Raw genomic sequence first — 26,452 nt, 5'->3', positions numbered from 1 at the left:
TAAAATGCGCATGTTTCGATATATTCAGGGCCGTGATACGGCCCTGATTGTTGGCGTCACGCTGATTGTTGCTGTTTTGTCGCTGCTTCCAATGGCACGGCTGCTTGTTGAGCTTGTTGCGCCGCAGGGACAATTTTCGACATCGGTTCTTTCCGAAACATTGAGCAGCCGTTCCACATGGGTTGCCACGTGGCATTCCCTGCAGATCGGTATTGGCGGCACGCTGCTGGCACTTGTGTTTGGCATTGTGGCGGCCTTGCTCGTCGGCCTTACAGATATGCGCGGGCGCAATATCTTCGTGCTTTTCTATGTGACCCCGCTGCTGATTGCGCCACAGGTAACTGCGCTGGCGTGGCTCCAGCTTTTCGGACCTTCCAGCCAGTTCCTCAAGATCATCGGCATGGCGCCGCCACTGGGAAGCCGCAATCCGCTTTATTCCGTCTGGGGCATTATCTTTCTGCTGGGCGTGCAATATGGACCGCTGGTCTTTCTGATCGTAAGAGCGGGCTTGCGCAAGCTCCCGCGTGAATTGGTGGAAGCGGGCCTGAGTGCCGGTGCCAGCAAATGGACCGTTCTGCGCACCATTATTCTGCCGGTGATGACGCCATCGATCATCGGTGCTGCGGCTTTGGCTTTCGTGTCGTGTGTCGGCAATTTCGGCATCCCGGCATTTCTTGGCATTCCATCGAATTATCTCGTTCTGCCAACGCTGATTTATCAGCGTCTTGCGGGCGGCGGGCCAGCCGTGCTCTCCAGCGTCGCTGTGCTTTCTGTGCTGATTGGTCTGATCGCCATGGCAGGGATCGCAGCACAAGATTATGCCTCGCGCCGTCGCGATTTCCGTATTGTTTCAACATCGTTGCCCGCTGCACCTTTTGCGCTTGGCGCATGGCGCATATGGGCGGAACTGGCTGCATGGCTGTTGATCGTCATCGTGCTGTTTCTGCCGCTGATTGGTTTGACGCTTTCAGCACTGGTTCCGGCCTATGGCGTGCCGCTGACATTTGCGACGGCCACTCTGGAAAATTTCCGCTTTGTCATGTTTGAACATGGTGGTTCCGCGCGTGCCTTTGGCAATAGCCTGATGCTGTCCTTTGCGGCGGCTGTGTTTGCTGTGCTGATTGCGGTTCCGCTGGCCTATATGCTTGCATGGCGCAAACGGCGCTGGACGCCGATCCTCAACTTCGCAGCCGAGATGCCCTATGCGTTACCGGGTGTCGTGCTGGCCATTGCTTGCCTGCTGATGTTCTTGAAGCCGCTGCCAGTGGTGGGTGTCAGCCTTTATAACACGCTCTGGATTATCCTGTTTGCCTATCTTGCGCGCTTCTTCGTGCTGGCACTGCGGCCAACGGTTGCTGGTCTGCATCAGATTGACCGTGCGCTGGAAGAAGCCGCGCGAATTGCAGGCGCTGGTCTTTTCTATCGCCTTAGGACCATTATATTTCCTCTGGTCGCACCAGCGACGCTTGCAGGCGGCGTGCTTATTTTCATGACCGCATTCTGTGAGCTGACGGTTTCAGCGCTTTTATGGGCGTCGGGATCGGAAACGCTGGGCGTGGTGATGTTTTCTTTTGAACAGGCGGGCGATTCCGCCTATGCGGCTGCCATATCCATTCTGGCCGTTGCGGTGACATTCATGCTGATGCTTGCAACAAATCTGTTTGCGCGGCGTCTTCCAAACGGGGTGCTGCCATGGCGCGACTGAAAATCGCTTCTGTTTCTAAAGTGTTCAACGAATTTCAGGCTCTGTCTGAAGTGTCGCTTGATGTGAAGGATGGCGAGTTTGTTGCCATTCTCGGACCATCGGGCTGCGGCAAGACCACGCTTTTGCGGATGATTGCTGGTTTTGAAGATGTTGACGGCGGCGAAATCCATATTGGTGACAACCGCGTTTCCCATGTGGATGGTAATGTGCCACCCGAAAAGCGGCAAGTCGGCATCGTCTTCCAAAATTATGCGCTTTGGCCGCATATGACGGTTGCTGAAAATGTCGGCTACAGTCTGCGGGTAGCAAAGGTTGCCAAAGCCGAGCGCGAGGCGCGCGTTCGCCAAGCACTTGCGCTGGTCGATCTGGACGGGTTTGGTGATCGCCGCCCGGCCAATCTATCGGGTGGCCAGCGGCAGCGTGTGGCTTTGGCCCGCTGTCTGGTCGCAGCCCCATCGCTGGTCTTGTTTGACGAACCGCTTGCCAATCTCGATGTGCATTTGCGTGCTTCGATGGAAGACGAATTTGCGGCTTTCCACAAGCGCACCGGTACGACGATCATCTACATCACGCATGACCAGGCCGAGGCCATGGCGCTTGCTGACCGGATTGCGGTGCTGGATCACGGCAAGCTTCAGCAGTTCGATACGCCGCGCAAGCTTTACGAGGAACCCGCCAGCGAAATGGTCGCGTCCTTCATCGCGCATGGCATGGTTTTGCCGGCGGAGGTCGTGTCTTTTGCGCAAGCGGGACATTGCGAGGCGCTGGTGCTGGGAAGCCGTGCTGAGGTGCGTTGTTCCGGCATTGAAATGCCGCGTGCCAATGCGCAGCTCTGCGTTCGTTCAGAAGATCTGGCATTGACCGAGGTCGGCGGCATCCCCGTGCGGGTCAAGCGTTCGGTCTATCGCGGTGGCGGTTCGCGTATCGAGGCACATCCGCTGCCAAAACCGGATATTCACCTGCATTTTGAAGTGCGCGATCCGGTAAGACTGGAAGAAGGCGATGAAGTGCGTGTCGCCATTCGCGGTGGCTGGATTATTCCCACCGATGAAATGCCGGTGAGAAAAGTCTCCACCGGCTTTCCAATCGGCAACAAGATCTGAATGTGAAAAGGGCGGCTTTTATAGCCGCCCTTTTTGCTTATTTCTTCTTCATTGCTTCCAGAAGGGCTGCACCGAAACCGCCAGTTGATGGCTGCTCGTGTTTGCGCGGGGTGAAGTTCTGCTTTTGTGCAGGTTTTGTGTCGCGCTGCGCATTGTTGCGCGGGGCAGTGGCTTCTCCGCCGTCCTTTCTCATCGTGAGGCCGATACGCTTGCGTGGCACATCCACTTCGGTCACGCGCACCTTCACCACATCGCCAGCCTTGACCACTTCATGCGGGTCTTTAACAAATTTATCCGCAAGTTGCGAAACATGGACAAGTCCGTCCTGATGCACACCGATATCGACAAAGGCACCAAAGGCCGCAACATTGGTAACTGTGCCTTCCAACATCATGCCGGGTTTCAGGTCCTTGATGTCATCGATGCCATCAGCAAAGGTCGCTGTCTTGAATTCAGGACGCGGATCGCGGCCCGGTTTATCGAGTTCCGCAATGATGTCACGCACGGTTGGCAGACCAAAACGCTCATCAACAAAGACACGCGGATCAAGCGCTTTCAATGCCGCACTGTCACCCATGAGGCTGCGCACATCGCGGCCGCAGGCGGCAACGATTTTTTTCGCAACGCCATAGGCTTCCGGGTGAACGGAGGACGCATCAAGCGGTTCGGTTCCGTTGGCGATACGCAGAAAGCCTGCGCATTGTTCAAAAGCGCGATTGCCGAGGCGGGCGACTTTCAGAAGCTCCTTGCGGTTCTTGAAGGCTCCCGCTTGATCGCGATGCGTAACAATTGCCTCGGCGAGCGACTTTCCCAGACCCGATACACGCGCCAGCAGTGAGGCGGATGCCGTGTTGAGATCAACCCCGACAGCGTTCACTGCATCTTCGACCACTGCATCGAGCGAACGCGCCAGACGGGACTGATCGACATCATGCTGATACTGGCCAACGCCGATGGATTTCGGTTCGATCTTGACGAGTTCTGCCAATGGGTCCTGCAGGCGGCGGGCGATGGAAACCGCACCGCGCAGCGATACGTCGAGCTGCGGAAATTCGGCGGCTGCGGCTTCTGACGCCGAATAGACCGATGCACCTGCTTCCGACACGATGACTTTGAGCGGCTTGGGCGCTGGCAGGACGTTGAGCATATCCACGACAAGGCGTTCGGTTTCGCGGCTGCCTGTGCCGTTGCCAATCGCAATTAGTTCGATCTTGTGTTTGCGGATCAAGCTTGCAAGTTCGGCCTGTGTGCCGCGCACATCGTTTTTTGGCGGAAACGGATAGACCGTCGTTGTGTCGAGCAGTTTGCCAGTGCCATCGACGATTGCAACTTTGACGCCGGTGCGGATGCCCGGATCAAGGCCCATGGTGGCACGCGAACCGGCAGGGGCTGCGAGCAGCAGGTCTTTGAGATTGCGGGCGAAGACGTTAATGGCTTCTTCCTCGGCGCGTTCACGCAGGTCGCGCATGAGGTCGAGTGACAAGGAGAGCGAGAGCTTGACGCGCCATGCCCAGCCTGCAACTTCCATCAGCCAGCGATCGCCTGGAAGCGTTGCACCGATATTATAGGCGGCTGCAATTTTGCGTTCGACCGGCTTTACCGGGGAGGTGTCGTCGGCGTCGATTTCAATGTCGAGCGACAGAAAATCCTCATTGCGACCGCGCAGCATGGCCAGAGCGCGGTGGCCTGCAACATTTGCCCAGCGTTCGGAATGGTCGAAATAATCGGAGAACTTTGCGCCAGCCTCTTGTTTGCCATCCACAACGCGCGAACGGAGCACCGCGCGTTCTTTGAGATAGTTACGCAGATTACCGATCAGTTCAGCATTCTCGGTGAAGCCTTCTGCAATGATGTCGCGCGCGCCTTCAAGAGCTGCCTTCACATCGGCAACATCGCCGGTGACATATTGTGTGGCAATCTCTGCGGGGACCAGCTTGCGGTCGGTGAGAATGGCTTCTGCAAGCGGGCCAAGACCGCGTTCGCGGGCGATTTCCGCTTTAGTGCGGCGCTTTGGCTTATAAGGAAGATACAGATCTTCAAGCTCGGCCTTGGTCTGGACGCCTGCGATTTTGAGCTCCAGTTCTGGCGTCAGCTTTTCTTGCCCGCGGATCGATTCCAGAATGGAAGTGCGCCGTGCTTCCAGCTCGCGCAGATAGGAGAGGCGCTCATCGAGCGTACGCAACTGCGTGTCGTCAAGTCCGCCAGTGACTTCCTTGCGGTAGCGCGCAACAAACGGCACAGTCGAGCCTTCATCGAGAAGACCAATGGCTGCTATGGCCTGTTCGGGCTTTGCGTTGATCTCCGCTGCAATGATTGCGGCAATGCGCTTAATATCGTTGGCCATATTCATTCCAATCTCAAATCTTTACGCGAACATAGTCGGATAGGTTTTTGACGCAATCACGACCGCCATAATGGTCCACAGGAAAGCACGTATATTTTTGTTCACGCGCCTGTGAACGCGCAGGGTCTTTTAAAATCGGAATTGAGCGATACATATATCGTGAAATGACGATATGAATGAAGATCAGCGAGGTGACCTTGATGTCGGATAATCAATCTATAGCAACAGCTATGCCGTTGGACGAGATACTCAAGGCACTTGGCCATCCAGTTCGTCTCGACATTTTAAGCTGGCTCAAGCAGCCGGAGAAGCATTTCTCCGCTCAGCACATGTCTTTGGAGATGGGCGTGTGCGCCGGTCAGTTTGAACGGTGTGGCCTGTCGCAATCCACCGTTTCTGCTCATTTGTCCGTGCTGACCAAAGCGGGGCTGATTACGCCCAACCGCGTTGGCCAATGGACCTTCTACAAGCGCGATGAGGAGGCAATTGCCGCCTTGCTCAAATCACTGTCCGATCTTTAATCCCATTTTACTCATCCGCCCAATCGTTCCCATTTGAAGGAAATGCATCTATGGCCACATTGTTCGATCCAGTTACAATCGGCGATCTCAAGCTTGCCAACCGCATCGTTATGGCACCCCTGACGCGCAACCGCTCGCCCCGCGCTGTGCCAAACGACCTCAACGTCACCTATTATGAACAGCGCGCTAGTGCTGGTCTCATCATCACTGAGGCAACGCCGATCAGCCATCAGGGGCAGGGCTATGCCGATGTGCCGGGCCTTTATTCGGGCGAGCAGCTTGCAGGCTGGAAGCGCGTCACCGACGCTGTTCACAGCGCAGGCGGCAAGATCGTCGTGCAGATGTGGCATGTTGGCCGTATTTCGCATGACAGCCTACAGCCAAATGGCGGCAAGCCGGTAGCGCCTTCGGCTATCACGGCCAAGTCGAAGACCTATCTCGTGCATCCAGACGGCACCGGCGAGTTTGCACCCACTTCAGAGCCACGCGCACTGGAAAAGAGCGAGATTCCAGAGATCGTTGCGACTTATGCCAAGGCTGCAAAGGATGCTGTCGAAGTGGCTGGTTTTGACGGCGTCGAAATTCATGCTGCAAACGGCTATCTGATTGATCAGTTCCTGCGTTCGGACAGCAATCACCGGACCGATGAATATGGCGGCTCCATCGAAAACCGCGCACGCTTCCTGTTTGAAGTGGTGGATGCAATCACAAAGTCGGTTGCGCCGGGCAAGGTGGGTATTCGTCTTTCGCCGGTAACGCCTGCCAATGACGCATCGGATTCCGATCCGCAGCCGCTGTTTGATTATGTAGTCGAAAAGCTCGCTTCATACGGTCTTGCTTATGTCCATATTATTGAAGGTGCGACAGGCGGTCCGCGCGATTTCCAGCAGGGCCCACAGCCTTTCGATTATGCGCGTCTCAAGCAGGTTTATCGCGATGCCGGTGGCAAAGCTGCCTGGATGGTCAATAATGGCTATGACCGTGATCTGGCGGAAAAGGAAATCGAAAGCGGTCGCGCTGATGTGGTTGCCTTTGGAAAACCGTTTATTGCTAACCCTGATCTGGTGCGCCGTTTTAAAGAAAACGCGCCGCTCAATGAACTGGATCAGCAGCATATGTATGGCGGAGGTGCCAAGGGATATACGGATTATCCGATCCTCGCCTAGTCTCTGTTCTAAAAACCGCCATGCCGGTCTGCAAATGGCAATTTGTCTGCGTTCCGATGCTCATGTACCCAAAAGTACACTCCGCTTCGGTACTCGAAACACACCATTTTCGCCACGGCCTGCCGTTTTTTGATTCAGACATTTAATCAAAAAGCCCGGCTTCGAACCGGGCTTTTTATTTACAGACGTGCACGCGTCGAGCGCGGTGTTGCCAACAGGAGATTGGTCTCGCTGGCCTTGATCCCCGGCACCAGTCGGATGCGGCGCAGCACGGCATCGAAATCGGTCAGCGTTGCAGCCCCCAGTTCCACCACCAGATCGAAACGACCATTTGTGGTGTGGATGGCTGAAATTTCGGAGAAACCGCCGAGCGATTTTACCACGCGATCGGCCACATGGCCTTCGATTTCGATCATCATGATACCGCGAACGGGAAGATCAACCGCATCAGAGCGCAGGATCACCGTATAGCCGATAATGTCGCCAGACTGCTCCAGCTTTTCCATACGCGCGCGTACCGTGGCGCGCGAAACGCCCAGATCAAGGGCCACATCGGAAATGCTGCGGCGTCCATTGTGACGTAAAAGCGTGATGAGCTTTTCATCCAGATCGTCCATGTTTTCTCCATTTTGAAAAGCCAATCCGACATTCTGATAAACCAAACCGATAAAATTGCCAATCCGGTTGCTTCACATCGCCAAGCGTAAATGGTGAATTTCAGATAGAAAAAAGAAGGATTCTTACTTTATGCATTGCAAGATTTTGGGATTGCCTGTTCAGGAGGGCACTGGTCGTCTTGGCTGCAATATGGGCCCGGATGGTTATCGCGCCGCTGGCATTGCGGATGCGATCCGCGAACTCGGTCATGAATTTACGGATCTCGGCAATCTGGCACCGGCTCAGTTGCGCCCGCTGACACACCCCAATTCTGTGATCAAGGCTTTACCGCAGGCTGTGGCGTGGATCGAAGCGATCAGTGATGCTGCTTATCGTGAGAGTGAAGAAGGTTTTCCCATTTTTCTTGGTGGCGATCATCTTCTGGCCGCCGGCACTGTTCCCGGTATTGCACGCCGCGCTGCCGAAAAAGGCCGCAAGCAGTTCGTCCTTTGGCTTGACGCGCACACGGATTTCCACACGCTGGAAACAACAGGCAGTGGCAATCTGCATGGTACGCCTGTGGCCTATTATACGGGCCAGAAGGGCTTTGAAGGCTATTTCCCGCCATTGGCAGCACCAATTGATCCGGCCAATGTCTGCATGATGGGTATTCGCAGTGTCGATCCGGCAGAACGTGCTGCGATCAAGCAGACTGACGTTGCCGTCTATGACATGCGTCTTATCGATGAGCATGGCGTCGCCGCTCTGCTGCGCCGCTTTCTGCAACGCGTGAAGGATGAAAATGGCCTTCTGCATGTGAGCCTGGATGTCGATTTCCTTGAGCCATCGATTGCGCCCGCTGTCGGCACCACGGTTCCGGGCGGCGCAACGTTCCGTGAAGCGCATCTCATCATGGAAATGCTGCATGACAGCGAACTGGTGACCAGCCTTGATCTCGTTGAGCTTAACCCGTTCCTCGATGAACGTGGACGCACTGCAACCGTCATGGTTGACCTGATGGCGAGCCTTCTGGGTCGCAGTGTCATGGATCGTCCAACCATCAATTACTGATTTCAGAAATCGCATTCGTGGCTGGCGAGCCATTAGAGTTTGCCGCCGAATGGTAAGGAGCTAGAATGACCCAACCGAACCTCAATATCGTACCTTTCGTCAGTGTTGATCACATGATGAAGCTGGTTTTGTCTGTCGGCGTTGAGACTTTTCTCAAGGAACTTGCTGATTATGTTGAAGAAGATTTCCGCCGCTGGGAAAGCTTCGACAAGACGCCACGCGTTGCATCGCATTCCGATGAAGGCGTGATCGAGTTGATGCCGACAAGCGATGGCACGCTTTACGGCTTCAAATATGTGAACGGTCATCCGAAGAATACGCGCGATGGTTTGCAGACTGTGACAGCCTTTGGCGTATTGTCTGATGTTGGCAATGGCTATCCGATGCTGTTGACGGAAATGACCATCCTGACAGCACTGCGTACCGCGGCGACGTCAGCCGTTGCAGCCAAGCATCTGGCGCCAAAGAACGCACGCACGATGGCGATCATTGGCAATGGTGCGCAGAGCGAGTTTCAGGCACTTGCCTTCAAGGCGATCCTTGGCATCGACAAGCTGCGTCTTTACGATATTGACCGCACGGCTTCTGAAAAATGCGCGCGCAATCTCGAAGGCACAGGCATTGATATTGTGATCTGCAAGAATGTCGAAGAGGTGGTGGAAGGTGCGGATATCATCACCACTGTCACCGCTGACAAGCTCAATGCCACGATCCTGACCGACAACATGGTTGGCGCTGGCGTACATATTAACGCGGTTGGTGGCGATTGTCCCGGCAAGACCGAACTGCATGGCGATATTCTGCGCCGTTCGGATATTTTTGTTGAATATCCGCCGCAGACCCGCATTGAAGGTGAAATCCAGCAGCTTCCGGAAGATTATCCCGTCAAGGAACTCTGGGAAGTGATTACCGGCAAAATCGAAGGCCGCACCGATGCGCGCCAGATTACGTTGTTTGACTCGGTTGGCTTTGCGACAGAAGATTTCTCTGCGCTGCGTTATGTCCGTGACAAGCTGAAAGACACAGGCTTTTATGTGCAGCTTGATCTTCTGGCTGATCCTGATGAGCCACGTGATCTGTTCGGTATGTTGCTTCGCCATGAGAAGCAGCTTTTGGCGGAAAATACCAAGCCAGCCGCATAAAGTTAAAACGCCCGCCTCTTAGAGCATTTCCTGTTTAGATTGAGTCATTGGAAATGCTCTATCTAACTGTTTTTACGCGCATCTTGTTCCGAAAACCGCTTCGCACTTTTCGGGATACGCTCTAGTTAAGAGGCGGGCATTTTTATAATGGCTTGCGAGAATGACGCGGCGTTGAAAATGTCCCGCCATGCGTGGCTATCGCCATCTCGAAACTATCAGCGATCCGCCGCGCACGGTCGATGAAGATCACAGCGCCTTCCGGTGGGAAGATCTCGCGCGTTGTTTGCTCGAACAGCTCCAGCCAGCGATCAAAATGATCGCTTTTCAAGCCAAGCCGCAGATGCGGCGGCATCGGGCGCCCTTCATAAGTGCCGGTTTTGAGAATGACCGATGACCAGAACTCCGCAATCTGCGCCAGATGATGATCCCAGTCCGCGACGGCTTTCGTGAAAATCGGACCGAGCAATTCATCTTCACGCGCACGACCATAAAACGTGTCGACCAGCTGCTTGATGGAAACTGGATCAATGGACGGGTGAGGCTGGTTAGTAAGCAAGGACATTATCGATCAATTGCCTCTGGTCGCAAAGTGTCACCGGTTGCGTTTGTTATTCAACGCGTGGCGTGCAACGAGATAAACAAGAACAACAAATGCCACGACAGCAAAGATGCTCGACGTGTAGAGCATCACGATTGCATCGCCGATGCGTTCATTTGCCATCAGCCAGCTTGCCAGCGACAGCCCACATGCGATGCCGAAAATCCATGTAATGAATATAATCAGTGATTTCATTTTGGCTCCGCTATTTTGCTTCGTCTGCGAAGACGAGCTTCGCATATCTGATGTGCAATTTATAGCGACATAAGATTCTGTACGATATTCAGAACATAAACAGCGGCTTGCGCTAATGCAGCAATAGCAGCAGCGGTCGCTGCGGCTTTGTTGAACTGCGTCGCCTTCACCCAGCCTTTATGATGCGAATCGAGGTTCGTTGCGACCTCATTGACCCATTCTTCAGATACTGTCCCGTCGGGCTTTCGCAGCTTTCTCGATGGTTTAATCGCAGGTACGTCAACACCTGCAGATCGCATCCAGAGAATACCTGCGGCGACGCCTGTTATAACCGAAACCAGATGCAGTATCAGAAAAGCGAGATTCAAAAATATCATACCACCCACTCTTAATACGTGTTGCAATTTATCTTATTTAATCGCCACGCATTATCTATGTGTCTTTAAAGCATGCCCCTATCCCCAAAACCGCTTCCCACGTCCTGGCGACATGCTGTCGTTTTCGCTGAGGGTTATAATAGTTCGATTATTTTGTTGAAAGCGAACTTTGCCTGAAGCAGCAAAAACTTGTGGGGGGGATTGGTAGCGGAGGACGGATTCGAACCGCCGACACAAGGATTATGATTCCTCTGCTCTAACCTACTGAGCTACTCCGCCACACATTGCAGTGAAACAGTTTACAGCGCCGTTTCCAGCGTTTCCAGAACTGTGTTCTTGCAAGGAATGGCGGCGGTATATGTGGGTAATGGGACCCTGTCAAGCACTCTTGGGTCGTGTGGACAATTATATTTTGGAGCGTGGTATGACTGAAAATCTCACAGATTTAGGAGCAAAACCGAAGATGGAGTATTCTCCCTCAAGGTTTTGTGACGCTAAGCTGGGAGATTTTCATCAAATCCCTTCGGGACGTGGCGGATTTTCTCTCTGAATACGTCGAACAGCCCTTGTGGAGATACACTCCACGGCGGTCTGTTCTCCTGTTCATAAAGAAAATCCGTCTCACGCCACGCCCGAAAAATAATCGTCCACACGACCCCACATGGCTTTCGTCTTGTTTTCCATGTTTTGCGTAGATAAGTAACTAGCGGAAAGCAAAGGCATAGTTATATGGCACCTCGTATTGCGGTTTTGGGTTGTGGCTATTGGGGCGGCAACCATATTCGTACCTTGAAGGGGCTCGGTGTCCTTCAGGGTGTTTCTGACGCCAATCCACAGAATGCGCAGCGATTCGCTTCTGAATTTGGTGTTCCGAATATTCCGGTTGATGAACTCTTCTCGCATCCCGATATTGATGGCATCGTTTTGGCGCTGCCTGCGCAGTTTCATGCGCAATATGCAATAGAAGCGGTGAAAAACGGCAAGGATGTTCTGGTTGAAAAGCCGATTGCGCTGGAAGTTGCTGACGCTGAGGCAGAAGTTGCTGCGGCGCGCGAAAACAATCGCGTGTTCATGGTTGGGCATATTCTTCGTTTCCATCCGGCTTTTGAAAAACTGCTCGATATGGTCAAAAGCGGCGACATAGGCGATGTTCGCTATGTGCATTCGCACCGCGTTGGTTTCGGTAAGTTCCACGACAAGTTCGATGCGCTGTGGGATCTCGCTCCGCACGATCTTTCGATGATTCTCGCGATCACCGGCGAAGAACCGTCAGCTGTTCGCGGTGAGGGGACTGCGGTGATCGACAAGATCAGCGACTTTGCCCATGTGCATCTCGAATTTCCAAGCGGTATTCGCGGGCACCTTTTTGCATCGCGTTTGAATTCTTATCGCGAGCGTCGTTTGAGCGTGACCGGAACCAAGGGCATGCTGGTCTTTGACGATGCTGAGCCTTGGGATCGCAAGCTTGCATTCTACAAGCATGAAGTCTGGCGTGAGAATGATCAGTGGGCCTTCAAATCGGTCGAGCCGGAATATGTGGCTGTCGAAGAGGGCATGCCGCTGACACGCGAATTGCAGCATTTCCTGCATTGCATCGAAACTCGTGAAACACCGCGTACCGATGGACAGGAAGCAATTAACGTGTTGCGTATTTTGACCGAAGGTTCGGTCAATCATTCTAAATAGCCACCGTTTGACAGAAATTGCTGTCAACTGGTGTTACGAAACTCGCAAAACTTTGAACGCTCCCCCATGGCAGGGAGGGGCGTGAAGGAATAAGAGAATTGTCGCGGATTCGCTTCTGATGGGGCGGACCAGATAAATTGGAGCCAACATGCAGTTCATTGATCTTGGAGCGCAACGCGCGCGTATCGAAGACCGTCTCAATGCCGCCGTTACCAAGGTTGTTGCGGAAGGTCGTTATATTCTCGGTCCTGAAGTTGCGGAGTTCGAAAAAAAGCTCGGTGAATATCTGGGCGTTGAGCATGTGATTGCCTGTGCCAACGGTACTGATGCTTTGCAGATGCCTTTGATGGCACGCGGCATTGGTCCGGGGCATGCGGTTTTCGTGCCGTCCTTCACATTTGCTGCAACCGCTGAAGTTGTTGCGCTTGTTGGCGCAGAGCCGGTTTTCGTTGACGTCGATGCCGACAGCTACAACATGAATGTCGAGCAGCTCGAAGCGGGGATTGCGGCGATCCGCAAGGAAGGCCGTCTTGAGCCAAAGGCAATCATTCCTGTCGATCTGTTTGGTCTTGCTGCTGATTATAATCGCATTACTGCGATTGCGGAGCGCGAAGGCCTGTTCATCATTGAAGATGCGGCGCAGTCGGTTGGTGGCAAGCGTGACAATGTCATGTGTGGTGCTTTCGGCCACGTTGGTGCGACAAGCTTCTATCCAGCCAAGCCGCTCGGCTGCTATGGCGATGGTGGTGCAATGTTCACCAATGATGCCGAACTGGCCGACACGCTGCGCTCAGTGCTGTTTCACGGCAAGGGCGAAACGCAGTACGACAATGTTCGCATTGGTCTCAACTCGCGTCTTGATACCATTCAGGCTGCTATTCTTCTGGAAAAGATGGCGATCCTTGAAGACGAAATGGAAGCGCGTGACCGTATTGCCAAGCGCTATAATGAGCTGCTCAAGGACGTCGTCAAGGTTCCGGGTCTGCCTGCTGGCAACCGTTCTGCCTGGGCACAGTATTCGATTGAAAGCGAAAACCGCGATGGTCTGAAGGCGCATCTTCAGGCGGCTGGTATTCCATCGGTTATTTACTACGTAAAGCCGCTGCATTTGCAGACTGCTTACAAGCATTATCCGATTGCACCGGGTGGTCTGCCTGTTTCGGAAGCGCTGCCTGCGCGTATTCTGAGCCTGCCAATGCATCCTTATCTTTCGGAAGAAGATCAGGACAAGATTATTGGGGCAATCCGTGGTTTCCACGGCAAATAAGCTTGATAATCAGTTATCGAGAAAAAGCCCGGCGAAAGTCGGGCTTTCTTATTTCTGCCGGTTCGCAATGCGTGACGCAACGAAGCGGGCGATTGCCGGACCAGCAAGCAGTACGATGAAAAAGCGGCTGGTTTGCATGGCGATGATAAATGGCAGATCGACATGGCTTGATGCTGCGATAATCGCCACTGTATCGGCCCCGCCGGGGCTTGTGGCCAGATAAGCGGTGAGTGGATCAAGACCGAGCACATGGCCGAGCGCCATGCCGAACAATCCGCAGACGGCAATCAGAATAAGCGTCGATCCGAGCACGGCCGGAAAGGCGCGCGCTGCATGGGCAATGATGCTGCGTGTGAAGCCAAGGCCGATGCGCCAACCGATGAAAATATAGCTGCCTGCCAGCAACCATGGCGGCAGGTCGATGGTCATCAGGCCGATATCTTGCAGCAATGCGCCCAAAGCGAGCGGTACGAGCATGGCTCCGGTTGGAATGCGTGATAATTGCCCTAAAAAGGCACCGCAGACGATCAGGGCGAGTGTTGGGCCAAGTGTGTGCCAGCGAATGTCTGGAAACCATTCTATGGCGGCTGGAGCCGCAATTTCGATATCGGTTGTGAACATCACGACGAGCGAGGCGGCAGTCGCAACGAGAACAACACGCAGATATTGCATGAAGGCGATCAGTCGAGCGTCTGCACCGAAAGATTCAGCCATCAATACGATTGCGGTGGCTGCTCCCGGAGAGACACCCCAAACGGCAGTTGTTCCCGGTAAAACGCGGAACCTTGCCAGAAGATAACCGACCGTCGTGCTGGCGAGCAGCGTGAAGCCGGTCGACAGCAGGATGATCGGCAGATGCTGCCCCATATTGCTGAAAAATTCCTGCGTCATGGCGCGCGCGATCAGCAGGCCGACAATTGCCTGCGCAAGCAGCGAGAAATGGGTATGAACCTTAATCGCGCTTTCGCGTGATGCCAGAACAATCGCGCCGAGCATCGCGCCCAAGAGGAATGCGGCCGGTAGCCCAAGCCGTTCGCCGATATAGATGAAAATTGCAGACGCAACCAGCAGCAAGCCCCATTGGACTGGCTTTGGTTTGTGACTGATCGTGAATCTATCGCGGGCCTTTTCTTGCCCGGGGAGGACGGGTTTCTGCATCGCGCGCAATTCCTACTACCAGGTGCAGCAGGAATGCAAACGTGAATTGGCATATGCCGCGCAATAAGCGCATCACGTTGCATGATCGGGTCAGAGGATCGTGCCGAACTCCATGCTGATTGGCTCAATCAGTGCCAGAAACGCGTCACAGTCTGAATTGCCCTGCCAGCTTGCGCAGATTTCGGTGGCTATTGTTTGGTTATCCGCAAAAGCCAGGTCAACGAAAGTACCGTCTGCAAGTTTGACGAGATGCTGTCCACGCCAGCCCGACTGATGCGAGAGGTGCTTGCTTACCATCGCGGCATAGGCTTCGCGCATGGCTTGTTCGCTTATGCCAGATTTCAGGCGAAAACGACCAAGCTCAATGCCATTGCCAGATGTGGCAGGCAGTTGTGGCGTTGGCAGTGCTGTGTAATGGCCTATCGATACCATTTGTTTCAGGGTTGCCCTGAAGGCAGCAAATTCTGGTGCGGTGCCAACGCACTTAGCTGCGTCCAGTGCTTCATCCATCGAGGCCCATGCCACGAGATCGGCGCGATCCTCAGTATCACTTGCCCCGGTGAATGGAACCCATGAGAGAAAACCGGGCAGGGTGCTGATGCGTTTGCGCGCGTTGTCGCGTTCCTTGTCGGCAGTTGAGGCATCGTTGATTTTGTAAACGACGATTTCATAATAAGGGGTTTTCATGTGGTACTCCTTTTCATCTGGAGTGCCGCACATACATCTTCCCCCTGACAGTTTTTGTCAGGGATGTGGTATAGACGTTCCCTATGAAAACTCTGCGGCTTTTTTCTTTGCTCGATAGACTTCGTTCTGCGTCCGCGCCTGTTTCGGCGGAGGCGCTTGCGGAGCTCATGGAGGTTTCGCCCCGCACGATTTATCGCGATATGGCGACTTTGCAGGCCATGGGTGCGCCGATCAGAGGCGAGTCGGGCTTAGGGTATCAGCTTGAGAAGGGCTATTTTCTGCCGCCACTGCACTTCGATGCCGATGAGCTGGAAGCGATTATGCTTGGTGTGAGGCTGGTTGTGGCAAGAGGTGATCAAGAATTGTCCGCTGCAGCGCAGCGTGTGTCGGGCAAGCTCAGCGCCACGATGCAGTCGGGTGCGGGGGATCGATATAAAAATCTTCCGCTCAGAGCTGTATCAAAAATGACTGAGGAACATAGCAAGGCGAACCTGCATCTATCATTTCTGAGGCGGGCGGTTCGAGATCGCGTCATCGTGAAAATTGACTATCTGGACCTTCGGGACAAAGCCACTGAACGCAGCGTAAGGCCGCTCGGGTTGACGATGTTTGATGCCGTGTGGCTGTTGACGGGATGGTGTGAAAGTCGCAATGATTTCCGCAACTTCCGACTTGATCGCATCACCAATGTTGTGAGCGATGGGCAAGTATTCCGGCATCAGAAAGGTCAGCGTTTCGAGGACTATCTGCTGACGCTTTAAAAATAGAAAAGGCCCGGCGCCCTCTCGGATACCGTGCCTTTTGTAATTGATTCCGGCTATTTTAACCGATCATCGCGCGACGCTGGTTGAGCGGGCGCTCAACGATTTCGCGCGGTGCCTTGACGCCGTCACGCTCTTCCAGCGCTTCTGCTTTCGCGAGATCCGCTTCGGCGACAACGAGTTCAGCTTCGGCGGCTTCCTTCTGCTGCATCAAATCGCGAATCGAGCCAAATAGATTGTCGCGACGCTGGCGTGCAGCTTTCGCAAAGGTCGGATAAGCGAAATGATTGATGTCAGTGATACCTGCCTTCTTTTCTTCCGATAGAATCTGGGCGTCGAGCTCTCCGGCCATCCGTTCGAACTCACCCATCATCAGGTCCAGTTGGCCCAGTTGGCGGCGCTTTTCCTTCACCTGGAACAATTTCAGCCTGACGAGGCTTTCACGTGGCTTCATACGCAATACTCCTTGAACACCAACCAGCTTTCTACACGTTGGGGCGTTCCCCCCGACTTTATTAACAGGCATATAAGGGAGTCGTTTTCCCGTAATGTGCCGTCTAAACCTTTGCAAAGCTTTGCTTTTCAGGGCTTTCGCTAAGCACGCAGTGTTAAGAGTGGTTAATTTTAGCGAAACGAAAAGTTAATATTCCGCTCTTTTGGTAACCATTTCTTTACCTGCAACGTTAATCATACGCGTTAGGAATTAAGGCTCGGTAAATTTGGTGTGCTTTTTGAGTAACAGGTGAAAGCTAGAGTCAATTGAATCACTTAAGAGATTTTCTTAATGTGATTCATGAGTGTCGAGTGGGCGAGAGAATTTCTTATGATTCAGTTGGATACGGTTTTTTTCTAATAGTTAAAGAATAAGGCTTGCCAACCAGAATCATATTTTGTTAACCATTTGCAGACACCTTCATATTAAGGCAACGACAGTTCCGTCAGCTGCCGTGAGGGAAATCTGGTCAGCGGCGGAAAGGGGATAAGTATGCGCGTCCTTTTGATTGAAGACGACAGTGCTATCGCACAAAGCATTGAACTGATGCTTAAGTCCGAGAGCTTCAATGTCTACACCACCGATCTGGGTGAAGAAGGCATCGATCTCGGCAAGCTTTATGATTATGACATCATCTTGCTGGACCTGAACTTGCCGGACATGTCCGGTTATGAAGTTCTGCGTACTCTGCGCCTTTCAAAGGTTAAGACGCCAATCCTCATCCTTTCCGGCATGGCTGGCATTGAAGATAAGGTTCGTGGTCTCGGCTTTGGTGCAGATGACTACATGACGAAGCCGTTCCACAAGGACGAGCTCATTGCCCGTATTCATGCGATTGTTCGTCGTTCCAAGGGGCATGCCCAGTCGGTCATCACCACCGGCGACCTGATTGTTAACCTCGACGCGAAAACCGTTGAAGTTGGTGGTCAGCGCGTACACCTGACCGGCAAAGAATATCAGATGCTTGAGCTTCTTTCGCTCCGTAAGGGCACGACGCTCACCAAGGAAATGTTCCTCAACCACCTTTACGGCGGTATGGACGAGCCTGAGCTGAAGATTATCGACGTGTTTATCTGCAAGCTGCGCAAGAAGCTCGATGCCGTTTCGGGCAGCCAGAGCTATATCGAAACCGTTTGGGGTCGCGGCTATGTGCTGCGTGAGCCAGATGGCACAGAGCTGCGCGAAATCGCATAAGCAGTTTCATTTGCTCTTCAATAAGGCCCTGCTCAAGCAGGGCTTTGTTTTATCGCGTACCCTTTTCAAACGCTGCTGAACAGTTTTCAAGACGCTTTTTAAAGCAACAAAAAAGCGCAGATTTTACACTGCGCTTTTTCGTTTATCTGCCATTATGATCTTATTCGGCTGAGAAGACGATATCTTCTGCGGTTGCATGAATTGAGATCGTCATGCCTGCTTCTTCAGCGAGCAGCAGCGTGTAATATGGCTGTACCGAATGCGCATCGATTGGCTCTTCCGGTTCAGCGCCTGAATGAAGTTCAAGGAACTTCGGCGGGACGCGCAGCATCCGGCCCTTTACGGTAACGACGAAACGCGGGTCCGTATCACCGTTTTCAAGACGCACCGCCAGCGAGCCACCACGCGGAATAGCAGCGTTGCCGATCAGCAGCATATTGAGCAACAACTTGACCTTGTTCTTTGGCAGCAGGACGCGTGCGCCTTCCCATGTCAGTTCCGGCTTTTCATTTGCGAAATACTGTGTAGCGACATGCTGCGCATCGCCGGTGTCGATCTGTACGCCTGCAGAGCCGGCGGCACCAAAGGCGATGCGGGCAAACTGGAGACGGGCAGAGGCATTGCGCGCGCTTGATTTGATGAGCGCCATTGCGTCTTCATCCGCACCACCTTCTTCCAACAGTTCAAGACCATTGTTGATCGCGCCTACCGGCGAAATGATGTCATGACAGATACGGCTGCACAGAAGCGCACCAAGATCGAGTGCGGACAGGGTAACAGGCAATGGCATGGTGGTTTCTCCAGGCGCGAACCGTCTCTGATGATCGACTTTTATCCCGATGTCAGACGGCAATGAGTTGATGAGCATAAACCCCGACGAATCATCATCGGGAACCTTGCGAATCTGGATACACGCCACGCTGGATTGCCGCAAGAAAGCTGTTTTTTCTGCCATTCTAAAGCCAATTTCGACGCATAAAGATTTAGACAAGAATTTCGCGGTTAGAATATGCACGATTCGTCAAAAGCGTTCATAAGAAGCGCATGCTAAAGCTTTTAACAGGGCGTCAGACAGAGAAGCTGGTAGGCAAAAGGAATTTATAAATGGCCATACCGTCCCTGTCGAAGATCAGGTTCCGCAACGCGGCGTATAGTTTAGCGTTTGTTGCGGCTTTCATGATCTCCATCATCGCGGTGCCGCACAATGCGCTGGCACAGAGCAGCAACACATATTCGTCTCAGGAAATTGTTGATTCCGGACACAGATTTTTTGGTTCTACATCGGGCGGCATTGCCAGTGCCGTTGAAAAAGCATTCCAGAGCTTTGGCCTCCCCAATGGCTACATTCTGGGTGAAGAAGGCTCCGGCGCTTTCATTGGCGGTCTGACCTATGGCGAAGGTACGCTTTACACAAAGAACGCTGGCGATCACCGCACTTTCTGGCAGGGGCCATCGCTCGGCTGGGATTTCGGCGGTCAAGGCTCGCGCGTTATGATGCTGGTGTATAATCTCGACGATATCCAGAGCCTTTATGGCCGCTATGCCGGTGTCGCTGGTTCGGCTTATGTGATTGCAGGCGTTGGTTTCAACGTACTCAAGCGTCAGAACATCATGCTGGTGCCGATCCGCACAGGCGTTGGTGCGCGGTTGGGTGTCAATATTGGTTATCTGAAGCTTTCCGCTTCACCGACCTGGAACCCGTTCTGATCGTTACCATGAACAGTCGCCAGTTATCCATATGGCTGGCGGCTCCTGTTTTTTAAATGTGAAATGCCGTGATCCAGTCAGCGCTTATTTTCATACTTGGCGTTCTCGTGGCGGTTTTCGTCGTGGTTCTGCTTGGGCCTTCAGTCTGGCGCCGTGCATTCTTCTTGGCGCGGCGGCAGATTCATGCCGAACTCCCGGTCACTCTTGCAGAAATTCGCGCGGACCGTGATGGCTTGCGTGCAGAACATGCGGTTATCGCCAGCAAGCTGGAGCAGCAACTCAAGCTGGAACGTGAAAAATCAGCACGCCAACTGATTGAGATCGGTCAGCAACACGATGAGCTCAAGCATTTTGCGACGCTCGAATCTGACATGGTAGAGCTCCGCGAAACGCTCAGCGCGCGTGACAAGCGAATAGCGGAAATCACCATTGAACGTGATAATGCTGCTGAAGAAGCAGAAATTGTTGAAGCTGAAGTGCAGCGACTGCAAAAACACCTTTCATCTCTTGAAGAGCTAACCGATACGCTGCGTATAGAGTTGAGTACCAAAGAGGCCGATTATGGCCGTTTGACAAATGAGATGAGCGAAATGCGTCGGGAACGGAAAGATGCATCTGCACGCTATAATGAGGTTTCGACGCAATTGACTGCCGCACAGACTGAACTGAAAAGCGAAAAGCGCCGCAATACAGAATTGCAGCAGAAGCTCGATAAACTGATTGCTGATTTTTCTGATGCGCAGGAGCGGCTTGAACGTTACGCGCGTGACAGAGCATCAGTGACAGGCACACCAGCAGATATTCTGAAAGAGAATGCCGCGTTGCGCGAAGAAATGGCTGTTCTGGCAGCAAGAATGGTCGCCGCTACAGCCGACAAAGAAGGCGCTGCTTCGCCAATCAACAAGCTGCTCGATGCTGAGAAAACGGACAACGGTACCTCTCGCCCCAAAAGCCTTGCAAGCCGCATCCGCGATCTGCGCTAAGTTGTAGATCGCGTTTTTTCCAATAACGTTTTGCGCTTTTCGGGATGTGCTCTAGCCTTCCGCAACAACATCGGCCCAATCGCCATGGCGCTTCACTTGCGCATGCATGAAGCTGCATATTGGAATGATCTTCCAACCCGTTTTGCGCGCGTCTTCTACGGCATTGAGCGCAAGCGCCTGTCCTATACCCTTGCCGCGCATCGAATCGGGCACAAATGTGTGATCGATTGAAATGAGCGTCGGGCTTCGTTTCGTATAGGTCATCTCCGCTTGATCGCCATCAATGTTGACGACATAGCGACCGCTATCAGCAGCGTCGAGTTTTGTAATCTCTATATTCCCAGCCATGAGTTGACCCTTCGAAAGCATATGTCTTTCAAACTCATATAGTCGCATCAACCAAAAGAAAAACCCCGGCCAGTGAACCGGCCGGGGTTTGATTTTGATCTTGCCGTTTCAAAGAAACAGCAAGAGCTTAGTGTCGATATTGCTGGATGCGGGTCGTCCTGAGACCGGCGAGACCATGCTCGTCGATTGAGGACTGCCAGCCCAGAAATTCCTCCACCGTCAATGTATAACGCTGGCATGCCTCCTCAAGGCTGAGAAGCCCACCGCGAACAGCGGCGACGACTTCAGCCTTTCGGCGGATGACCCAGCGCCTTGTCGAGGCGGGGGGGAGGTCGGCGATGGTCAGCGGACTGCCATCGGGACCGATAACATACTTTATACGCGGTCTTGTCAGATCGGCCATTGTACTCTCTACACAACACTCAAGGACCTAATCGAGACTGAGACTACCCCTATAGCTTTTAACATTTACCTAAACTGCTGGTAACTATCTGGTAACACTTGCAAAAAAATGCCTTATTTAGTGCGTAAGTCATAAAAAAAACCGGACCACCAGTCATTTTTCTTAAAATGTCACGCGAAATTGTGGCGCAATTGCTGCAAATCAGACGATGTTTTTACTGCGACATCTTGGCAAGCACCCATTGTTTGACCTATATAGGGCGCAAATCTAAACTTTGAGAAGCAGGGCCTATGCCCGGAAGCTGGATTCAATCATGAGCCTGAACAGCCTCGATCTGCCGGGAAAGCCGGAAGACACGCGCGTTGTCGTCGCCATGTCGGGTGGCGTCGATTCTTCTGTTGTGGCCGGCATCCTCAAACGTGAAGGCTATGATGTTGTTGGCGTAACGCTACAGCTTTATGATCATGGCGCGGCTGTGCATCGCGCTGGTTCATGCTGTGCCGGTCAGGACATCGAAGATGCACGCCGCGTTTCGGAAAGTCTCGGCATTCCTCATTACGTTCTCGATTATGAAGCGCGTTTCCGCGAAGCAGTGATCGATACGTTTGCAAATTCTTACGTGAGCGGTGAAACACCGATTCCTTGCGTGTCGTGTAACCAGACCGTAAAATTTGCCGATCTGTTGCAGACCGCGCGCGAGCTTGGGGCCGATGCATTGGCAACGGGTCATTATATCCGCAGTGGTTTGAATGGCGAACATCGTGCGATGTTCCGTCCGGAAGATTCTGATCGCGATCAAAGCTACTTCTTGTTCGCAACCACCCAGGAGCAGGTCGATTATCTGCGCTTCCCGCTTGGCCATCTGCCAAAGGCGCGTGTGCGTGAGATTGCGGAAGAAATGGGACTGACTGTTGCAAAAAAGCAGGACAGTCAGGACATCTGTTTTGTGCCGCAGGGTAAATATACCGACATTATTTCCAAGCTGAAGCCGGAAGCGGCAACGCCGGGCGATATTGTCCATATTGATGGCCGTGTGCTTGGACGTCATGACGGCATTGTTCACTATACGGTTGGCCAGCGCCGCGGCATTGGTGTTGCAACGGGTGATCCGCTTTATGTTGTGCATCTTGATGCTGCCAATACACGGGTGATTGTTGGCCCACGTGAAGCGCTTGAAACACACAAGGTGTTTTTGCGTGACGTGAACTGGCTCGGTGACCAAGCACTTGATGCGCTGCCAGAAGGCGGCATGGAAGTGTTCGCCAAGGTCCGTTCGACACGCCCACCACGCCCTGCTGTTCTGCATCATGCAGACGGCAAGACATGGGTAGAACTTGTTGATGGCGAAAGTGGCATTGCACCCGGACAGGCTTGCGTGCTTTATTCTGACGACAGTAATACAGCGCGCGTGTTTGGTGGTGGGTTCATCGCCCGTTCGGAGCGTGAACCACGCGCCGAGGAAATGCTCCGTCGCCTTGTTACGGGGACAGCCAGCGCTTCGGCTGCCTAAGAACGATTTTTAAACAGCTTAAAAAAAGCCTCCGACATTTGCGGGAGGCTTTTTTGTGTTCAGCCAAATTTGCTGAAGCGGGAGAGGGCAATTCCTGAAGCCGTCGCCACGTTAAGGCTGTCAAATTGCGATGACATGGGAATGCGCGCACCCGTGAGCTGCCGTAAAAGATGTGCAGGGAGCCCTTCGCCTTCAGTGCCAAATAACAGCGCCTGACGATTGTTGCTTGGCGCCTGATAGATATTCAACTCTGATGAAGGACTGAGCGCCAATATATTGAATTTGGCGGCCTGTAGTGTTGCTACAATCATTTCGATGTTAGCGCCGTGAAAATATGGAACCTTCAATGTCGCGCCAACCGAAACGCGTATGGCTTTTCGGTAGAGGGGATCGCAGCAGGTTTCGTCCATCAAAACGCAATCTGCCTCAAAAGCAGCTGCATTGCGGAAGATCGATCCGACATTGTCGTGGTTGGAAATGCCACACAAAACGACGGCGAGTGCGTTTGCCGGCAAACGATTGATCATGTCCGCGAGTTCAGGCTGAGGCTTGCGTCGTCCGACCGCCAGAATGCCGCGGTGGACATGAAATCCAGCCACCTGGTCCATGACGGATTGCGGTACGGAATACACCTCTACACCTGCTGGCAGTTGTGCAAGCTGATCCTGCAGGCCACTCAGCCGGTTTTCGAGAATAAGCAGGGATTCTGTTTGAAAGCGCGCAGCTTCCGAAAAGAGAACATTGAGAACGACTTTACCCTCAGCGATAAAGCGCTGTTGGCGGCCAACCAGATCTTTTTCTCGGATGTTTTTATAGGCTGCGAGCCTGACATCATTGGCGTCAGTTATTTCGACGACAAAGTCGTGCGATCCGGGTTGTGTTGCCTTCATCGCACGACTTATGCCTCATGAGGTTATGTTATTGATGGAGTACAGCCGCCATTTCGCGCCGACGCGGAGCTGGATTCATATAGAGACTTGAAAGCGTAGACAACATCAACTCGATATGAGGCGATGATACAATATAATAAATTGTCTGGGCGTCTCGTCGTGTAGACACTAGGTCAAGCGCTCTCAGTTTTGCCAGATGTTGCGATAAAGCAGACTGACTGAGGTCGATAGCTTTTGCTAACGCGCCAACAGACATTTCATTGTGAAGCAATTTACACAAAATGAGCAGTCTCTTATTATTTGCTAATGCGGAAAGAAAATCCGCTGCGGAATCAACATTTTCAACTAAATCAAAAAAATTTTCGTTAGACATTTGCAGTCATACCCCCGTAAGACAGCATAAGGTTAAAATTGCCCGGCTACATTTTTGAGCGAGCAGTACAAAAATTAATACTATATGCGGAAATTTTAAAGTCCTTGCTTATATGTCTACGCATAAAAAAACGCCCTATTTGTCCCAAAAAATATGGCGATTTGTTTCAACGGGCGATTTTAGGCCCGCTAGATACCCTTGTTGATTGTTTTCTGTGACCGCTGACAGCTGATATCAGAAATGCATCTTTACAGAGAAAAATTCGATTCTTAATCCGCAGCTCATATATCAAAACAGAGAACTTATGCGGGTAAAGATTATTATAAATGAACAGCCCTTAGCGCAATTTTCTAAAAAGTGACCCGATATAAGAATCTGAATCTAATTTTCGGTTAGAAAATCGGTTAAGAATATAACTAGATTCTAAAAATTACGCTTGCATTGTTCGGTTGTACACGTTTCGATAAGCGCCACTTGCGCGCTTAGGGTGCGCGCAATAATATTTCCGTGGAGGCGGGCACTAAATGAAATTTTATAAAACACTTCTGGCGGCAACGGCAGTTGTCGCTCTGATGAGCGGCGCAGCATCGGCAAAGACCTTTGTCTATTGCTCGCCAGCTTCTCCTGAAGGCTTCGATCCTGCTGCCTACACTGGTGGTGACACGTTCGATGCGTCGGCGCATCCGGTCTATAACCGCCTTGCAGAGTTTGAAAATGGCACAACTGAGGTTGTTCCAGGCCTGGCAGAAAGCTGGACTGTTTCGGACGATGGTAAGGAATACACTTTTAAGCTTCGTGAAGGCGTCAAGTTCCACTCGAGTGACAATTTCACGCCAACCCGTAATTTCAACGCTGATGACGTGATCTTCTCGTTCGACCGTATGGGCAACAAGGAAAACCCTTGGCACGAATATACGTCCGGCATTTCGTACGAATATTTCGATTCCATGGAAATGGGTTCGCTGATCAAGGAAATTCAGAAGATTGACGACAACACCGTCAAGTTTATTCTGACCCGTCCGGAAGCTGCTTTCCTCGCAAATATCTCAATGCCTTTTGCGTCGATCATCTCCAAGGAATATACAGATAAGCTCGCAGCCGATGGCAAGCAGAGCGATCTTAACCAGTTCCCGGTTGGTACTGGTCCTTTCCAGTTCGTCGCTTATCAGAAAGACGCAGTTGTTCGTTTCAAGGCGAACCCGGATTACTGGGGTGGCAAGCCTAAGATCGATGATCTGGTCTTTGCAATCACCACTGACCCTGCGGTTCGTGCGCAGAAACTCAAGGCCGGTGAATGTCATCTGATGTCTTACCCTGCACCTGCTGACATTAAAGGTCTTCAGGGCGATTCGAACCTTAAGGTCGATGAGCAGGCTGGCCTGAACGTCGCTTACTTCGCTTACAACACCACTGTTGCTCCATTTGATAAGCCAGAAGTGCGTAAGGCACTCAATCAGGCTGTCAACAAGCAGGCAATCGTTGATGGTGTTTATGAAGGTCAGGGCCAGGTTGCCAAGAACCCGATTCCACCGACAATGTGGAGCTACAACGACAAGATCGAAGACGACAAGTATGATCCGGAAGCTGCCAAGAAGGCTCTCGAAGCTGCTGGCGTCAAGGATCTGAAGATGAAGCTGTGGGCAATGCCTGTCAGCCGTCCTTACATGCCAAACGCACGTCGTACTGCTGAACTGATGCAGTCAGATCTTGCCAAGGTTGGTGTAAACGCTGAAATCGTTTCGATGGAATGGGGTGAATACCTCAAGAAGTCCGGCGAAAAAGACCGCGACGGTGCAGTCATTCTCGGCTGGACTGGTGACAATGGTGATCCGGACAACTTCCTCGGCACGCTTCTGGGCTGCGCAGGCGTTGGCTCGAACAACCGCGCTCAGTGGTGCTACCAGCCATTCGAAGACCTGATCCAGAAGGCCAAGGTTTCGACAAGCCATGATGAACGCGTGAAGCTTTATGAAGACGCTCAGGTGATCTTTAAGGAGCAGGCTCCTTGGAACACGATTGCTCATTCGACTGTTTTTGTGCCGATGTCGGCCAAGGTCACGGGCTTCAAGCAGAGCCCTCTTGGTGACTATCGCTTCGAAGAAGTCGATATCACAGAGTAAAATCCCGACAACACCAGCGGCCGGGTGTGGAGGTTTCCTCCGCACCCGGTCGG

27 protein-coding genes and 1 tRNA gene are annotated in these 26,452 nt (G+C 52.7%); 14 read left to right on the top strand and 14 right to left on the bottom strand.

Features of this window, described 5'->3' with window-relative positions; translation table 11 throughout:
- Nucleotides 1–4 precede the first annotated feature (4 nt).
- A complete protein-coding gene (locus U2P60_RS17855) occupies nt 5–1,705 on the top strand; it encodes an ABC transporter permease (protein WP_413573550.1) in 1,701 nt (566 codons plus the stop codon).
- On the top strand, nt 1,693–2,808 hold the full coding sequence (locus U2P60_RS17850; protein WP_413573549.1) for an ABC transporter ATP-binding protein: 1,116 nt from the start codon (nt 1,693–1,695) through the stop codon (nt 2,806–2,808). Before U2P60_RS17855 ends, U2P60_RS17850 begins: the two co-directional genes overlap by 13 nt.
- A 37-nt stretch (nt 2,809–2,845) precedes the next feature.
- On the opposite strand, the gene U2P60_RS17845 is transcribed toward U2P60_RS17850, so the two are convergent.
- Nucleotides 2,846–5,152: a Tex family protein gene (locus tag U2P60_RS17845; protein ID WP_413573548.1), complete on the bottom strand. Its 2,307-nt coding sequence runs from the start codon at nt 5,150–5,152 to the stop codon at nt 2,846–2,848.
- A 200-nt stretch (nt 5,153–5,352) separates the two neighbouring features.
- Between U2P60_RS17845 and U2P60_RS17840 the strand changes: the two genes are divergently transcribed.
- Nucleotides 5,353–5,673 (top strand): ArsR/SmtB family transcription factor, encoded by a 321-nt coding sequence (locus U2P60_RS17840; RefSeq protein ID WP_413573547.1) that lies wholly within the window; start codon nt 5,353–5,355, stop codon nt 5,671–5,673.
- 50 nt (nt 5,674–5,723) lie between these two features.
- Nucleotides 5,724–6,839 carry an alkene reductase gene (locus U2P60_RS17835; protein WP_413573546.1) on the top strand — a complete coding sequence of 372 codons (1,116 nt, stop codon included), beginning with the start codon at nt 5,724–5,726 and terminating at the stop codon, nt 6,837–6,839.
- A gap of 179 nt (nt 6,840–7,018) precedes the next feature.
- Here U2P60_RS17835 and U2P60_RS17830 read toward each other — a convergent pair whose 3' ends face one another.
- The gene (locus U2P60_RS17830; protein WP_313826927.1) at nt 7,019–7,456 is read right to left on the bottom strand and encodes an Lrp/AsnC family transcriptional regulator; all 438 of its coding nucleotides are present in this window, start codon (nt 7,454–7,456) and stop codon (nt 7,019–7,021) included.
- Nucleotides 7,457–7,586: 130 nt separating this feature from the next.
- Between U2P60_RS17830 and rocF the strand changes: the two genes are divergently transcribed.
- Both rocF and U2P60_RS17820 read left to right on the top strand, forming a co-directional pair.
- A complete protein-coding gene (gene rocF / locus U2P60_RS17825; RefSeq protein ID WP_413573545.1) occupies nt 7,587–8,507 on the top strand; it encodes an arginase in 921 nt (306 codons plus the stop codon).
- A 65-nt stretch (nt 8,508–8,572) separates the two neighbouring features.
- Nucleotides 8,573–9,649: an ornithine cyclodeaminase gene (locus U2P60_RS17820; protein WP_413573544.1), complete on the top strand. Its 1,077-nt coding sequence runs from the start codon at nt 8,573–8,575 to the stop codon at nt 9,647–9,649.
- Nucleotides 9,650–9,791: 142 nt separating this feature from the next.
- Here the strand turns inward: U2P60_RS17820 and U2P60_RS17815 are convergent, their stop codons facing one another.
- The 4 genes from U2P60_RS17815 to U2P60_RS17800 all read right to left on the bottom strand — a co-directional run bounded on the left by U2P60_RS17815 (nt 9,792) and on the right by U2P60_RS17800 (nt 11,098).
- Nucleotides 9,792–10,211 carry a group III truncated hemoglobin gene (locus tag U2P60_RS17815; RefSeq protein ID WP_413573543.1) on the bottom strand — a complete coding sequence of 140 codons (420 nt, stop codon included), beginning with the start codon at nt 10,209–10,211 and terminating at the stop codon, nt 9,792–9,794.
- 30 nt (nt 10,212–10,241) lie between these two features.
- A complete protein-coding gene (locus tag U2P60_RS17810) occupies nt 10,242–10,442 on the bottom strand; it encodes a hypothetical protein (protein ID WP_313826920.1) in 201 nt (66 codons plus the stop codon).
- A 59-nt stretch (nt 10,443–10,501) separates the two neighbouring features.
- Nucleotides 10,502–10,819, bottom strand: a complete 318-nt coding sequence (locus U2P60_RS17805; RefSeq protein ID WP_413573542.1) for a hypothetical protein — start codon at nt 10,817–10,819, stop codon at nt 10,502–10,504.
- 202 nt (nt 10,820–11,021) lie between these two features.
- A tRNA-Met gene (locus U2P60_RS17800) sits at nt 11,022–11,098 on the bottom strand.
- Nucleotides 11,099–11,548: 450 nt separating this feature from the next.
- Here U2P60_RS17800 and U2P60_RS17795 point away from each other — a divergent pair.
- Together U2P60_RS17795 and U2P60_RS17790 are read left to right on the top strand one after the other, a co-directional pair.
- Nucleotides 11,549–12,505 (top strand): Gfo/Idh/MocA family oxidoreductase, encoded by a 957-nt coding sequence (locus tag U2P60_RS17795; RefSeq protein WP_313826918.1) that lies wholly within the window; start codon nt 11,549–11,551, stop codon nt 12,503–12,505.
- Nucleotides 12,506–12,653: 148 nt separating this feature from the next.
- Complete coding sequence (locus tag U2P60_RS17790; protein WP_413573541.1) at nt 12,654–13,772, top strand: DegT/DnrJ/EryC1/StrS family aminotransferase; 1,119 nt, start codon at nt 12,654–12,656, stop codon at nt 13,770–13,772.
- A 48-nt stretch (nt 13,773–13,820) separates the two neighbouring features.
- On the opposite strand, the gene U2P60_RS17785 is transcribed toward U2P60_RS17790, so the two are convergent.
- Nucleotides 13,821–14,930 (bottom strand): AbrB family transcriptional regulator, encoded by a 1,110-nt coding sequence (locus U2P60_RS17785; protein ID WP_413573540.1) that lies wholly within the window; start codon nt 14,928–14,930, stop codon nt 13,821–13,823.
- A 90-nt stretch (nt 14,931–15,020) separates the two neighbouring features.
- Complete coding sequence (locus tag U2P60_RS17780) at nt 15,021–15,617, bottom strand: hypothetical protein (RefSeq protein WP_413573539.1); 597 nt, start codon at nt 15,615–15,617, stop codon at nt 15,021–15,023.
- 83 nt (nt 15,618–15,700) lie between these two features.
- On the opposite strand from U2P60_RS17780, the gene U2P60_RS17775 reads away from it, so the two are divergent.
- Nucleotides 15,701–16,378 carry a YafY family protein gene (locus tag U2P60_RS17775; protein WP_313826912.1) on the top strand — a complete coding sequence of 226 codons (678 nt, stop codon included), beginning with the start codon at nt 15,701–15,703 and terminating at the stop codon, nt 16,376–16,378.
- A gap of 61 nt (nt 16,379–16,439) precedes the next feature.
- On the opposite strand, the gene U2P60_RS17770 is transcribed toward U2P60_RS17775, so the two are convergent.
- A complete protein-coding gene (locus tag U2P60_RS17770) occupies nt 16,440–16,832 on the bottom strand; it encodes a flagellar export protein FliJ (protein WP_250038718.1) in 393 nt (130 codons plus the stop codon).
- Between the two features lie 531 nt (nt 16,833–17,363).
- Between U2P60_RS17770 and ctrA the strand changes: the two genes are divergently transcribed.
- Complete coding sequence (gene ctrA, locus U2P60_RS17765; protein ID WP_313826911.1) at nt 17,364–18,065, top strand: response regulator transcription factor CtrA; 702 nt, start codon at nt 17,364–17,366, stop codon at nt 18,063–18,065.
- 160 nt (nt 18,066–18,225) lie between these two features.
- On the opposite strand, the gene chpT is transcribed toward ctrA, so the two are convergent.
- Entirely contained in the window at nt 18,226–18,855 is a 630-nt protein-coding gene (chpT, locus tag U2P60_RS17760) for a histidine phosphotransferase ChpT (RefSeq protein ID WP_187544283.1), read from the bottom strand.
- 314 nt (nt 18,856–19,169) lie between these two features.
- On the opposite strand from chpT, the gene U2P60_RS17755 reads away from it, so the two are divergent.
- Complete coding sequence (locus tag U2P60_RS17755; protein ID WP_313826909.1) at nt 19,170–19,772, top strand: DUF1134 domain-containing protein; 603 nt, start codon at nt 19,170–19,172, stop codon at nt 19,770–19,772.
- 92 nt (nt 19,773–19,864) lie between these two features.
- On the top strand, nt 19,865–20,755 hold the full coding sequence (locus tag U2P60_RS17750) for a hypothetical protein (protein WP_413573860.1): 891 nt from the start codon (nt 19,865–19,867) through the stop codon (nt 20,753–20,755).
- Nucleotides 20,756–20,806: 51 nt separating this feature from the next.
- Here U2P60_RS17750 and U2P60_RS17745 read toward each other — a convergent pair whose 3' ends face one another.
- Both U2P60_RS17745 and U2P60_RS17740 read right to left on the bottom strand, forming a co-directional pair.
- On the bottom strand, nt 20,807–21,103 hold the full coding sequence (locus U2P60_RS17745) for a GNAT family N-acetyltransferase (RefSeq protein WP_413573537.1): 297 nt from the start codon (nt 21,101–21,103) through the stop codon (nt 20,807–20,809).
- Between the two features lie 127 nt (nt 21,104–21,230).
- Nucleotides 21,231–21,506 (bottom strand): DUF1153 domain-containing protein, encoded by a 276-nt coding sequence (locus U2P60_RS17740; protein WP_250038723.1) that lies wholly within the window; start codon nt 21,504–21,506, stop codon nt 21,231–21,233.
- Between the two features lie 313 nt (nt 21,507–21,819).
- On the opposite strand from U2P60_RS17740, the gene mnmA reads away from it, so the two are divergent.
- Nucleotides 21,820–23,016: a tRNA 2-thiouridine(34) synthase MnmA gene (gene mnmA / locus U2P60_RS17735; RefSeq protein ID WP_413573536.1), complete on the top strand. Its 1,197-nt coding sequence runs from the start codon at nt 21,820–21,822 to the stop codon at nt 23,014–23,016.
- A 59-nt stretch (nt 23,017–23,075) separates the two neighbouring features.
- Here mnmA and U2P60_RS17730 read toward each other — a convergent pair whose 3' ends face one another.
- Nucleotides 23,076–23,906 carry a TrmH family RNA methyltransferase gene (locus tag U2P60_RS17730; protein WP_413573535.1) on the bottom strand — a complete coding sequence of 277 codons (831 nt, stop codon included), beginning with the start codon at nt 23,904–23,906 and terminating at the stop codon, nt 23,076–23,078.
- Nucleotides 23,907–23,934: 28 nt separating this feature from the next.
- A complete protein-coding gene (locus U2P60_RS17725; protein WP_413573534.1) occupies nt 23,935–24,279 on the bottom strand; it encodes an ArsR/SmtB family transcription factor in 345 nt (114 codons plus the stop codon).
- Between the two features lie 524 nt (nt 24,280–24,803).
- Here U2P60_RS17725 and U2P60_RS17720 point away from each other — a divergent pair.
- The gene (locus tag U2P60_RS17720) at nt 24,804–26,399 is read left to right on the top strand and encodes an ABC transporter substrate-binding protein (protein WP_313826903.1); all 1,596 of its coding nucleotides are present in this window, start codon (nt 24,804–24,806) and stop codon (nt 26,397–26,399) included.
- The last annotated feature ends 53 nt before the right edge of the window (nt 26,400–26,452 follow it).

The sequence above is a fragment of the Brucella sp. H1_1004 genome (assembly GCF_047308065.1).
GTDB classification, from domain to species: Bacteria; Pseudomonadota; Alphaproteobacteria; order Rhizobiales; family Rhizobiaceae; genus Brucella; species Brucella pseudogrignonensis_B.
The sequence above is the reverse complement of the archived record's forward strand: the minus strand, read 5'-3'. Positions and strand labels throughout refer to the sequence as shown.

Coding starts and splice junctions, on each gene's coding strand:
- U2P60_RS17755 (WP_313826909.1), top strand. CDS start 19,170: ATGGCCATACCGTCCCTGTCGAAGATCAGGTTCCGCAACGCGGCGTAT.
- U2P60_RS17795 (WP_313826918.1), top strand. CDS start 11,549: ATGGCACCTCGTATTGCGGTTTTGGGTTGTGGCTATTGGGGCGGCAAC.
- U2P60_RS17780 (WP_413573539.1), bottom strand. CDS start 15,617: ATGAAAACCCCTTATTATGAAATCGTCGTTTACAAAATCAACGATGCC.
- ctrA (WP_313826911.1), top strand. CDS start 17,364: ATGCGCGTCCTTTTGATTGAAGACGACAGTGCTATCGCACAAAGCATT.
- U2P60_RS17770 (WP_250038718.1), bottom strand. CDS start 16,832: ATGAAGCCACGTGAAAGCCTCGTCAGGCTGAAATTGTTCCAGGTGAAG.
- U2P60_RS17845 (WP_413573548.1), bottom strand. CDS start 5,152: ATGGCCAACGATATTAAGCGCATTGCCGCAATCATTGCAGCGGAGATC.
- chpT (WP_187544283.1), bottom strand. CDS start 18,855: ATGCCATTGCCTGTTACCCTGTCCGCACTCGATCTTGGTGCGCTTCTG.
- U2P60_RS17745 (WP_413573537.1), bottom strand. CDS start 21,103: ATGGCTGGGAATATAGAGATTACAAAACTCGACGCTGCTGATAGCGGT.
- rocF (WP_413573545.1), top strand. CDS start 7,587: ATGCATTGCAAGATTTTGGGATTGCCTGTTCAGGAGGGCACTGGTCGT.
- U2P60_RS17790 (WP_413573541.1), top strand. CDS start 12,654: ATGCAGTTCATTGATCTTGGAGCGCAACGCGCGCGTATCGAAGACCGT.
- U2P60_RS17805 (WP_413573542.1), bottom strand. CDS start 10,819: ATGATATTTTTGAATCTCGCTTTTCTGATACTGCATCTGGTTTCGGTT.
- U2P60_RS17725 (WP_413573534.1), bottom strand. CDS start 24,279: ATGTCTAACGAAAATTTTTTTGATTTAGTTGAAAATGTTGATTCCGCA.
- U2P60_RS17820 (WP_413573544.1), top strand. CDS start 8,573: ATGACCCAACCGAACCTCAATATCGTACCTTTCGTCAGTGTTGATCAC.
- U2P60_RS17775 (WP_313826912.1), top strand. CDS start 15,701: ATGAAAACTCTGCGGCTTTTTTCTTTGCTCGATAGACTTCGTTCTGCG.
- U2P60_RS17830 (WP_313826927.1), bottom strand. CDS start 7,456: ATGGACGATCTGGATGAAAAGCTCATCACGCTTTTACGTCACAATGGA.
- U2P60_RS17840 (WP_413573547.1), top strand. CDS start 5,353: ATGTCGGATAATCAATCTATAGCAACAGCTATGCCGTTGGACGAGATA.
- mnmA (WP_413573536.1), top strand. CDS start 21,820: ATGAGCCTGAACAGCCTCGATCTGCCGGGAAAGCCGGAAGACACGCGC.
- U2P60_RS17835 (WP_413573546.1), top strand. CDS start 5,724: ATGGCCACATTGTTCGATCCAGTTACAATCGGCGATCTCAAGCTTGCC.
- U2P60_RS17815 (WP_413573543.1), bottom strand. CDS start 10,211: ATGTCCTTGCTTACTAACCAGCCTCACCCGTCCATTGATCCAGTTTCC.
- U2P60_RS17855 (WP_413573550.1), top strand. CDS start 5: ATGCGCATGTTTCGATATATTCAGGGCCGTGATACGGCCCTGATTGTT.
- U2P60_RS17850 (WP_413573549.1), top strand. CDS start 1,693: ATGGCGCGACTGAAAATCGCTTCTGTTTCTAAAGTGTTCAACGAATTT.
- U2P60_RS17730 (WP_413573535.1), bottom strand. CDS start 23,906: ATGAAGGCAACACAACCCGGATCGCACGACTTTGTCGTCGAAATAACT.
- U2P60_RS17785 (WP_413573540.1), bottom strand. CDS start 14,930: ATGCAGAAACCCGTCCTCCCCGGGCAAGAAAAGGCCCGCGATAGATTC.
- U2P60_RS17720 (WP_313826903.1), top strand. CDS start 24,804: ATGAAATTTTATAAAACACTTCTGGCGGCAACGGCAGTTGTCGCTCTG.
- U2P60_RS17740 (WP_250038723.1), bottom strand. CDS start 21,506: ATGGCCGATCTGACAAGACCGCGTATAAAGTATGTTATCGGTCCCGAT.
- U2P60_RS17810 (WP_313826920.1), bottom strand. CDS start 10,442: ATGAAATCACTGATTATATTCATTACATGGATTTTCGGCATCGCATGT.